Below are 1,720 nucleotides of genomic sequence, written 5' to 3' on the forward strand. Positions count from 1 at the left end.
AATTTTATTCTTTTCTTAGTTCAATGACTTGATCGTATCGACTTTCATTATCAATATGGTGAGCGATTTCTAACACCATCATCGGTAGTGAGAAAATCAAGTCTCGAACCATCTGGCTATTTTCTACGTCAAGAGCTGCAGTTACCTCATCTGCTAATAAAATATCCTTTTTACGAAGAAGGAAGCGGGCTAGTTCAATCCGGACTCGTTGTCCACCTGAAATATTTTCTCCGTTATTAGTGATTACAAAATCAAGTCCATCAGTTAGTTCATGGTCGAGTTTGACCTGTCTCAAAACAGTCTCCAATTCTTGATCTGAAAACTCTTGTCCCAAACTAAGATTGTAGCGAACAGTATCATTAAAGAGGAAAGGATGCTGGCTGATAATGCCTACCTGACGAACAAAGTGACTTGTTTTAACTCCATCTCTTGTACGACAAGTAATCGTTCCGGCATCCGGCTTTTCTTCCCCTGTGATCATTCGGAAGAGGGTTGATTTCCCACAGCCACTTGGCCCTTTGATGAGGACTTTTTCGCCTTGTCGAATGGATAGATTAAGATCGCGAATAATCTCTCTACCATTATAAGATTTACTTAAATGAGAAATTTCTAGTTCTTCTACTTGAGAGATCGAATGATTGTCCGATTTACTATCATCTGCTCGATTCAAGATTCCGAAAATCTTTTCTGCCGTTGTTTTGGCTCCTTGTACTTCAACCACATCATACATAATATTTTGTATAGGACCTACCAGTTGACCAGCGGCAATATACATTGCAACCAGGCTAGCCACTGAAACATGATGACCCTGCATAGCAAGGAAGAACCCTAATACCAAGGGGAGTACTTGGCTCAGAAAGACCATAAAACCATTACAAAAGAAAACAATATTATGGGTAAAAGCAAACTTTTGAATGGCTCGCTGATAACGTAGGTTGATATTCCAGACGCGCTGAGAATTTTCAGGCAAGGCCTGATTCATCCGCAAGGTTTGAGCCCCTCGAATACTATCAGAGATTTGGTTATGAACGGCTGTTCTTCCCTGAGACATTTCATCCCCTGAATTCTTTAGCTTATTATTCATTAAGAATTGTGGAATGGGACGTAAGATCGTGAAGAAAACAAAGATAGAACCCAATAAAACATTTTGGGCAATGATATAGATCGCCGTAATCAGCGCTCCAAATCCCCAACATGAAATAGTCATATAGCGTTCAAAAAAGTTATCTCCTAAAAATTCCATATCCTGTGTCAGCATGGTAATCTTTTCATCTTCACTATATTCCCTGTCTTCCATTAACTTATGAAACAATGCCGTTCGGATATTCATGTGAATTTCACGTCGAAAGACATTATTTGCATGATTACAAAATAACATTAGACTATACAAAACGAAATAGACAGAAAAACCAAAGAGAGCAAATTTCCAAATAGAGGAATAGGTAAGGTTATTTTGATCTATAGATAATGCTTTGGCAACAACCAAAGGTTGACCTAATGCGAGACCCCCATTTGCCAGTGCCCCAATAATGGTTAGGTATTTTGTTTTTTTATCAAGATATTTAAAGATATTAATCATAAATCTCTCCTAGAAAATAGAACCCTATGATTGAGAAATATCAGATGTAATCATTAAATCTTATTACATATTATTCTTTGTGATATATTTTACATGCTCATTATACATCTAAAAATAAGTCTGGTCAATGAATATTCAAAA

At 37.1% G+C, this 1,720-nt stretch carries 1 protein-coding gene; it reads right to left on the reverse strand.

Going from position 1 to position 1,720, the window contains the following annotated elements; genetic code table 11:
- Positions 1–4: 4 nt before the first annotated feature.
- Positions 5–1,579, reverse strand: a complete 1,575-nt coding sequence (locus tag ADI76_RS10635) for an ATP-binding cassette domain-containing protein (protein ID WP_049516422.1) — start codon at positions 1,577–1,579, stop codon at positions 5–7.
- Between the last annotated feature and the right edge of the window lie 141 nt (positions 1,580–1,720).

Origin of the sequence: Streptococcus parasanguinis (assembly GCF_001074805.1) — a bacterium.
In the GTDB taxonomy this organism is placed as follows: domain Bacteria; phylum Bacillota; class Bacilli; order Lactobacillales; family Streptococcaceae; genus Streptococcus; species Streptococcus parasanguinis_A.

What these genes read in the sequence shown, in the direction of transcription:
- ADI76_RS10635 (WP_049516422.1), bottom strand. Translation starts at nt 1,579, where the DNA reads ATGATTAATATCTTTAAATATCTTGATAAAAAAACAAAATACCTAACC.